The sequence below is a fragment of the Falsiroseomonas sp. HC035 genome (assembly GCF_050563525.1).
Taxonomy (GTDB): domain Bacteria; phylum Pseudomonadota; class Alphaproteobacteria; order Acetobacterales; family Acetobacteraceae; genus Falsiroseomonas.
The window spans coordinates 1-303 of sequence record NZ_JBNXUN010000088.1 but is presented as its reverse complement, the minus strand read 5'-3'; the positions used below and the strand labels follow the sequence as shown (position 1 = coordinate 303).

Annotated in this window: 1 protein-coding gene; it reads right to left on the bottom strand. The window is 76.2% G+C overall.

The window, feature by feature from the left end; genetic code table 11:
* Positions 1 to 14 precede the first annotated feature (14 nt).
* A partial coding sequence (locus tag ACLF3G_RS29575; protein WP_430672949.1) for a sigma factor-like helix-turn-helix DNA-binding protein occupies positions 15 to 303 on the bottom strand: 289 nt, incomplete at its 5' end.

The window sequence follows — 303 nt, the reverse complement described above, 5'->3', positions numbered from 1 at the left end:
GGACATGCCGGGTGTCATGCCAGGCACTCCCGCAGGCGCAACAGGCCGCGCCGGATCCAGGCCTTCACGGTGCCGAGCGGCAGATCCAGCCGGGCGGCGATCTGCGCGTGGCTCAGGCCGTGCACGAAGGCCAGCACGATGCCGCGGCGGTTGCGTTCCTCCAGCGTCGCCAGGCATTGCCGCAGGCGCCGCCCCTCGGCATCCGCGGCGACGCGGTCCAGCGCGTCGGCCGCCACCGGCTGGTCGCCGAGCGCGGGGTCGTCCGTCGGGACCTCCCGCCCCCGGGCGCGGGCCAGGTCGAGA